Origin of the sequence: Rapidithrix thailandica, assembly GCF_039710355.1 — a bacterium.
Lineage (GTDB): Bacteria > Bacteroidota > Bacteroidia > Cytophagales > Flammeovirgaceae > Rapidithrix > Rapidithrix thailandica.
Window position 1 is genome coordinate 1 of record NZ_JBDKWZ010000037.1, and the last position, 6,974, is coordinate 6,974.

At 35.6% G+C, this 6,974-nt stretch carries 9 protein-coding genes; 1 reads left to right on the plus strand and 8 read right to left on the minus strand.

Going from position 1 to position 6,974, the window contains the following annotated elements:
• Positions 1 to 869 precede the first annotated feature (869 nt).
• Positions 870 to 1,124, plus strand: a complete 255-nt coding sequence (locus tag AAG747_RS29045; RefSeq protein ID WP_346824777.1) for a hypothetical protein — start codon at positions 870 to 872, stop codon at positions 1,122 to 1,124.
• Between the two features lie 312 nt (positions 1,125 to 1,436).
• On the opposite strand, the gene AAG747_RS29050 is transcribed toward AAG747_RS29045, so the two are convergent.
• The 8 genes from AAG747_RS29050 to AAG747_RS29085 form a co-directional block, all read right to left on the minus strand.
• Positions 1,437 to 1,736 carry a helix-turn-helix domain-containing protein gene (locus AAG747_RS29050; RefSeq protein ID WP_346824778.1) on the minus strand — a complete coding sequence of 100 codons (300 nt, stop codon included), beginning with the start codon at positions 1,734 to 1,736 and terminating at the stop codon, positions 1,437 to 1,439.
• 431 nt (positions 1,737 to 2,167) lie between these two features.
• Entirely contained in the window at positions 2,168 to 3,337 is a 1,170-nt protein-coding gene (locus tag AAG747_RS29055) for a phage integrase SAM-like domain-containing protein (RefSeq protein ID WP_346824779.1), read from the minus strand.
• Positions 3,258 to 3,611, minus strand: a complete 354-nt coding sequence (locus tag AAG747_RS29060) for a helix-turn-helix domain-containing protein (protein WP_346824780.1) — start codon at positions 3,609 to 3,611, stop codon at positions 3,258 to 3,260. The genes AAG747_RS29055 and AAG747_RS29060 overlap by 80 nt, the downstream gene beginning before the upstream one ends.
• Before the next feature lie 219 nt (positions 3,612 to 3,830).
• Positions 3,831 to 4,088, minus strand: a complete 258-nt coding sequence (locus AAG747_RS29065) for a hypothetical protein (protein ID WP_346824781.1) — start codon at positions 4,086 to 4,088, stop codon at positions 3,831 to 3,833.
• A gap of 201 nt (positions 4,089 to 4,289) precedes the next feature.
• Positions 4,290 to 5,027 carry a hypothetical protein gene (locus AAG747_RS29070; RefSeq protein WP_346824782.1) on the minus strand — a complete coding sequence of 246 codons (738 nt, stop codon included), beginning with the start codon at positions 5,025 to 5,027 and terminating at the stop codon, positions 4,290 to 4,292.
• Positions 4,975 to 5,499, minus strand: a complete 525-nt coding sequence (locus AAG747_RS29075; protein ID WP_346824783.1) for a hypothetical protein — start codon at positions 5,497 to 5,499, stop codon at positions 4,975 to 4,977. The genes AAG747_RS29070 and AAG747_RS29075 overlap by 53 nt, the downstream gene beginning before the upstream one ends.
• Before the next feature lie 62 nt (positions 5,500 to 5,561).
• Positions 5,562 to 6,056 carry a phage lytic cycle repressor MrpR family protein gene (locus tag AAG747_RS29080; protein ID WP_346824784.1) on the minus strand — a complete coding sequence of 165 codons (495 nt, stop codon included), beginning with the start codon at positions 6,054 to 6,056 and terminating at the stop codon, positions 5,562 to 5,564.
• Positions 6,057 to 6,151: 95 nt separating this feature from the next.
• Complete coding sequence (locus AAG747_RS29085; protein ID WP_346824785.1) at positions 6,152 to 6,736, minus strand: phage integrase N-terminal SAM-like domain-containing protein; 585 nt, start codon at positions 6,734 to 6,736, stop codon at positions 6,152 to 6,154.
• Positions 6,737 to 6,974 lie beyond the last annotated feature (238 nt).

The window sequence follows — 6,974 nt, forward strand, 5'->3', positions numbered from 1 at the left end:
CCAATATGAGGGCTATCTTTTTTATTTCTAAAAAGTTATCACAACATTTTAAATTTTTCAGCATATTGATTACAGTTAGATAATTGAATGGAGTTAATTAAAAGTGCACCGCACCAATGTTTTTTTGGAACGGCTTGTTTATAAATTTCACCACTTAAAGGGTAGAACCTATCTATTTTAGCCAAATGATTGGCCATCCTACTGGACATTACAAAAAAGCTGGCTATTTCTTAGTTTTGAGTTGTGCCACAAAAAGAAGAAATCTATCGCCAGCTTTTGGACAAAGCTAAGGAATATGTTCCAGAGATGAACTATAGTAACTTGCAATGAACAAGCTTGTTGTTGAATTTAATTTTGCTAAAAGAAAGTATCAACCTGAACAAGCTCAAACATCATAACGGGGGGGGATTTTGGGCAATTGCCAGATCCTGTTTAGGAGTCATTATAAATGGTTGACCAGCTTTTTTTAACACCTTGTTTCATCAACAGGTTTTATGGAAGCTATTGTTAGGCATCGCGGTAAAAACCGTGCTGACCAAGAATACCAAGAGAGAGCCTGGCTGAATTGGTTGGAGGAGCAAAGGATTTATTTTTTGATCCGTTTGCTCTTCGGGAGCTAAACGAAGGGAAAAAAGTGGGAACCAAGGTGGTGCTCAGGAAGAAGTCCTATCGCCTGTTAGCGACCGGAGCGGCTAAAAAAAACCGACATGTGCTCCTGTTATTAATCACCAACCAGCCTGACCTGAAAGCCACAAGGTTATGTGCGATCTATCGGTTGTGTAGTAAAATCGAAAGCATGTTTTTTCATTTCAAATCCAATAGGTTTGACCTGGAAGGGATTGGGATGAAATCCCGAAAAAGTACGGTTGATGTTAGCTCTGATGGAGGTGGTCTATGTGTTATGCGTGTGTGAAGGCATCTGGTATATGAACGAAATCAGGCATCAAAAAGCCAGTGGTTATGGCTATGAACCGGCATTTAGGAAAGGCTATGGGACTCTTGTACCACGGGTGCACGAAATGGTACTTTTCCTGGAATACCTCTCTCAATACTTGGAAAAAGTAAAATCAGTTCAAAACCCTAAACTTCACTCAATGTCCAGTAGGATGTATTATTCCAACTAGTATATAAAATAGAAGCAAATTATATATACATGTTGCAGGTTTCGACTTTATGAGTTTGTTTTTTTCGGTTAGTTATGCTTTTAAATGAAGCCAGTAAAATCTTTCATTTCGACTTTTCTATAAATACTACCGTAATAGCAGGTAATAACAAGTCATTAACTTGATATTCTCAGCAATAGCTCTCAAAAAAAATTGAATAGGCTCTCCTACCCCTAACATCTTAATTTCCATACATGACGAAACCATACTTGTTTTTGTTTGTTACAAATAACCTTTATTAACTCCCTCCAGAGAGAAGTTAACCTTATTTAATCATAACATGAACTTCCCTTTTTTCATTAGATAATTGGCAGTCCGTTGTTCTATTTCCTCCTGTACGGCATTACGGTTTCGCAACAACCATTGGTCTAGTTCAACACGATTGAAATAGAGTTTCTTACCATTAGGTTTATAATATGGAATACTGCCCGAACTTGTCAACTTGTATAAGTGTGATTGTGATAATTCCAAGTATAGACATGCCTCATTGAAGTTCAGTACTTTTTTGAGAATTAGGTTTTGATTTAAAACTTGCTTTTCGATGATCTTGAGACGTTCTAATATTTCATCCATTTTCATACTTATTTAAAAATTAGAAATGAACATTTGAACAAATGTCATCCTTGATCATCAAGGATTTGTCAAAATACTTGAATTACAATAGTTAAAAAAATAATAAAAATTTGAAATGATACTTTTACCGTAAATTGCCACAATTTTACCCTTATATCCTAACACCCAAAATAATCGACTGTATTTTCGTAATTCATTTTTTTATCGATACAAATGCATGATACTATGATCTGAGGATTTGCGAATGTAGACTCCCTCCATTTTTACTACCGTAATCTGGTATTTATTTAAAATAACCTTTATCAAGTAGTGGTAGGTTTAACCGTATAGCATTCTTTTAAGAATAGGGTGTGAATTTTGAAAAACACCTTCAAAACTTGGCGGAGGTTGATCGTATTCTTTTTCAAGTTTATTCAGACCTAAGAAACAACTTATAAGTTCAATTGAATTTTATTGGCTGCCTCTTTCTTTTTCTCATCTATAATTTTTGCATAGACCTGTGTTGTTTTCAGTGCTTTATGTCCTAAGAGTTTGGATACTGTGTAAATGTCCGTACCTGCTGAAAGTTGTAACGTAGCGTAGGTGTGTCTGGCACAATGGAAAGTGATTGTTTTGGAAATTCCCACCTTCATCATCCATTGTTGTAATTTCAAGTTGTGCCATGCTGAATACTTCAATCCCACAAATACCCTGTCTTCTGGTTCAGTTCTATGTCCTAAAAGTCCGAAGGCTTGCTCTGAGATAGGGAGGGTTTCTACACCCTTGGTTTTCTTTTGCCTGAATCGGATATAGTAGCCGTTTTCTTTTGAGTGTTGTACTTCTGACCAAACGAGTTTCTGAATATCTGACCAGCGTAAACCAGTCAGGCATGAGAATATGAATGCTGTTTTGAGTTGTGGGATTTCACATTCCGCTTGTGCTGCAGCTTGTAGCTCTTCTAATGTGAGAAACTCTCGTTGAGGTTCTCCTTGTTTAAAGGCTTCAACTCCTTCACTTGGATTGCTTGCTAGAATACCATCTTTTACCACTTGTTTAAGTGCAGCTCTCAGCTTATTGAAGTAGGAGTACTTTGAGTTTTGGGAAAGCGGTTGACCGCTTGACTTCTTTGCATCATGGTCAAGGTATTCCTTGAAACCCATTACAAACTGTCGGTCTATTTCTTCAAAGGTCTTATCATAAGGAATGTAGGCTTTCAGGTGTTTAAGCATACTGTCCCAATTCCCGTGATTGCCTTTGCTGTTGAGTCGTTTATTGATTAAAAGTTGAATGTACTCTATGAAATTGCCTTTCAGCTTTTCATTGTCTCGGAAGCCATACACTCCATTTTGAATTTCAATCAAGCGTTTCGCTCGGATTGATTCTGCAAGCTGCAATGTCTTCTTGTTGAGTTCCCTTTCAGCTTTGGTTTTCGGGTTCGGCTCAATGTATAATTTCAGGTACTCAGCTTTGCGCTTACCTTTAGGTAGTAGTCCAGGTAAAGGCTGGTCTTGCCTCCTTGATTGCGTTTTCTTAGTGTAACCTTCATGATTGAAACAGTTTTTCGATTTCTGTTCTCTTAATAATGGTACGCCTCCCGATTTTGCCTGCATTAATGGTTCCATTCTTAATCTGCCGATAGAGGGTCATTCTACTGGTTCCAAGTAGTTCGCAAGTTTCGGCAATACTCAGAAAATCTTTGTTCTGAACCTTGTGTTGATTGTGTTCGGCTTTTTGAATAACAAGGGGAGCTACTTTCTGTACCTTTTCATCCCGCTTGCGTTTCTTGTACGCTCGTTTAGCACAGTTATCACCACAGTATTTGGTGACAGTGGTCTTGGCAATAAATTCCTGACCACAGTGTTGACAAATCTTAGGTAATCGAATGTTACTACTCATAACGTTTCTTTGATGGGGGAGATAATGTATCAGTACGTATCTGGATGTATCAGAATGTATCAGTATGTAACATAATCTCCCCCTGTTATTGAAAATTTGTTGCTAACAACAAGATTTGTTCCTTGCAGCAACAAATTAGTAACAAAAGATACGAAAAAATAGGTAAATCAGTAACAAATAAGAGAAAGAAAGCAGCTTAAAAGCCACTAAAAGAAGGGTTTAGCTAACAAAAGGAAAAGTAACTACTTTCCGAACATTTTTAAATCGGATTTTGACTTTATCTCCTTCTTGATATTTGTCGAATTGAAAATGATTAAGATAAATATCCATTATCAAGTCAATTCCGTCCACTTTTAATTCAATTTCAGGCGAAACTGGGTCAGCGTTCCAATCCTTTGTTATTTGGATATAGTCAATTTTTCGAGTTGGAATTTTCTCTACCTTATTTGTTCCAAATATTTTATTTATCCAACTCAATTTCCTTTGTTTTCAGTTTTTCTTAAATGACGCCCAACGATTAGTATATGGCAAGTAGGGCAGTAGAAAGCGATAAACTTTCGAGTTTGCACTGAGCCAAAGCGTTGTATTTTGTTTTTAACTTATTCATTCTTAAAAGCCAATTCAACGATTTGGCGGTGTTTGTAAATAGCATTTAATTTTCGTAAACCACCAAGCGCCCTATTTGCTATATACCGTGTTATCAATTTCTTTCAGCTTTTTGTAAAATTTTTCTTCTTCTGAAAAGCTATTATATATGGTGTCAGTAATTGTTCCTACTTTGTTAATTAAAAGATAATATGGTCGATGTCTTCTTGAGCCTCCTTCAATTTTTTCTGTTTTAAATAATCCGTGATATCCATTGAAATGATCGTCCAAGCTTACATAATCACCTGTAAATCCATTTTCTTTAACTTCCACAAACCATTTATTCTTTAAGTCTTCATTTTCTTCCAGAGCATGTGCCGTAAAGACAATGTTGAGGTTATTTAGTTTTTGTAGCTGTCTAATATAACTAGAGTCTTTTTCTAGGATATCAACTCGGCTGGTGGTGTTCAACCACACTAGAGTTGGCTTATCGTTTTTGAAGTACGAATGAAGGTCATGATAATTTTTTACACCTAACTCATTACCGCTGTGGACTTTAATATTTGGTTCAAAATCAGTCCATTTATAGTAATGTGATTTCCATAAATTTGGATAAAAAGAAGCGTTAATAATCATGAAAGCAAGGATGAATAGCCATGATATTATCCGTTTCCTAGTTTTTTTTCTTTTCTCCATTTCATTATTGATAACGGCTTTACTAAACACTGGCTGAGGTCGTGTCGCCCGAAGCTTGAGTTTAGTTTGTGTTGTAAATAGTTTACTTTTTATACTTACGCTTCTTTGATTTTGCCCAGAAAAATCTATTATCATGGTCAACGCCCATAGCTTCTCCACTTTCAAATACGAATAAACTATCAAAACTTGTAGCCCTAAATAAATCACCTGACTCTAACTCTTTAATTCTTTGTCCAGCCATTTTCCAATCACAAACTATAGGAATTACAGGGTGTTTTGACCAAGCATTTTCATTAATTGTATCGGGGATAATAACGCACCTCCCACTTGGTAAAAAATTAGCATGATTTAAAAGGCGTTCAAATATAATATCATATTCCCCATTAAACCCTCCCTTTTTATTTAACCCTAAATCTGGCTTGGATGGAATACCAAAAGGATCACATGAAACATCCAACTTACAATCACAAAATTTCATTGCAGCCACGAAGTTATAGATGTCCATACCTCTTTCTTTTGAAAATACACTTCTGGATTCTGGAAAAAATTTATGAATGAGTCGAAGAGCTTCTTCAAATGCATCACACTTCCTCTGTTCAATATCCATTATTTTAATCTAATTATTTACAACATTTGTGTAACGCGCACATGCGCGTTATTTCTCTTATCTCAAATATCCAAATTATCCAGTGGACTCACAATGTCATCTACACCTTTTTTAGTAATATGAGTATAACGTTCTGTGGTCTTAGAAGATCCATGCCCCATGAGATTTTGTATATATCTCAAATCAGTGCCCCTTTCTAACAAGTGTGCAGCAAAACTATGACGTAAGGTATGAGGACTGGCTTGCTTGGTTATTTTTGTACGCTTTAAAGCTCTTTTCATTACTTTTCTAATACTGCTAGCACTGTAGTTTTTCCGATTTGGACTTTCAAATAACCAATACTCTGGTCGATACATTCGATAGTATTCTCTGAGTAATGTCAACATTTTTTTTGATAGTAGGGTAGTCCTGTCCTTCCCTCCTTTACCATTCCTGACTAGTATAAGGCTCCTTTCAGATTGAATGTCTGTAATCTTCAGATTGATTAATTCTGAAATACGTAGTCCACCTGCATAGAGCATATAGAGTATACAACGATGCTTTACATTTTCTATCACCCTAAAAAGCCTACTAACTTCTTCTTCACTTAAAACTGTTGGTAAAGTAAAAGGTTTTTCAGGACGTTCTATATAATAGGTTTCTTTTTCTCTTCCTAGTACTTTTTCGTAGTAGAATCCGTCATGGAGTGATTAATGGAATTAATGGCCTGATTCTGATAAGGTACAGTTACATTTCTTTCTCTTACCAAATAGATGATATAATTGTTTATTTGCTGTTTAGTAAGTTCTTCTGGGCGAATATTAGGGTAGTAATTAATGTAATCAATAAACATTGCTTTATACGTCTTTAAAGTCTGATAACTATAATTGAGTATTTTTAGTTTATCGATATATATCTCAGGACAAGGTTTGGTAATTTGGTAGGTACGTGCTTGCGTTTTCTTATGCTGACTACCATTGCCTATCACTTCGCCTTCATTTATCTTCCTTTTTTTAAACTTTGGTCTGTTATTTAAAAAATCTTCAGCTTCTACCCAAGCTGTTCCCTTAAAGGTATTAAAAATATTTTTAAGATGGGCCTTGGTATTAGGTACATATAAAAAACCATCATCTGTATTCCATTTACGGTGCATTAGTTTCTTGGCACAAGAGACCAGTACAGAGTTGTCCATGTCAAAACAAATCTTGATTACCCTTTGTCCCTTCACCTGTTCATGTTGTAATATAATCTTTCTCATTTTTGATATGAAAGTTGATAAATGATTATATGCCTTCTACAATGATACTGTTTGGAAAGATTCGTAATGTATAATACAGGTATCTATTCGTATAATATACGTATAATGAAACGTTTACAAGTGTAAGATCATCATTATAATCGAATGGAAACCTGCTTACAATGTGGTAAGACGCTGAAAGGCAGACAGGACAAGAAATTCTGTGATAGTTACTGTAGAGCTGCCTACCATAACAATA

Coding starts and splice junctions, on each gene's coding strand:
- AAG747_RS29045 (WP_346824777.1), top strand. CDS start 870: ATGTTAGCTCTGATGGAGGTGGTCTATGTGTTATGCGTGTGTGAAGGC.
- AAG747_RS29050 (WP_346824778.1), bottom strand. CDS start 1,736: ATGGATGAAATATTAGAACGTCTCAAGATCATCGAAAAGCAAGTTTTA.
- AAG747_RS29055 (WP_346824779.1), bottom strand. CDS start 3,337: ATGGAACCATTAATGCAGGCAAAATCGGGAGGCGTACCATTATTAAGA.
- AAG747_RS29060 (WP_346824780.1), bottom strand. CDS start 3,611: ATGAGTAGTAACATTCGATTACCTAAGATTTGTCAACACTGTGGTCAG.
- AAG747_RS29070 (WP_346824782.1), bottom strand. CDS start 5,027: ATGATAATAGATTTTTCTGGGCAAAATCAAAGAAGCGTAAGTATAAAA.
- AAG747_RS29075 (WP_346824783.1), bottom strand. CDS start 5,499: ATGGATATTGAACAGAGGAAGTGTGATGCATTTGAAGAAGCTCTTCGA.
- AAG747_RS29085 (WP_346824785.1), bottom strand. CDS start 6,736: ATGAGAAAGATTATATTACAACATGAACAGGTGAAGGGACAAAGGGTA.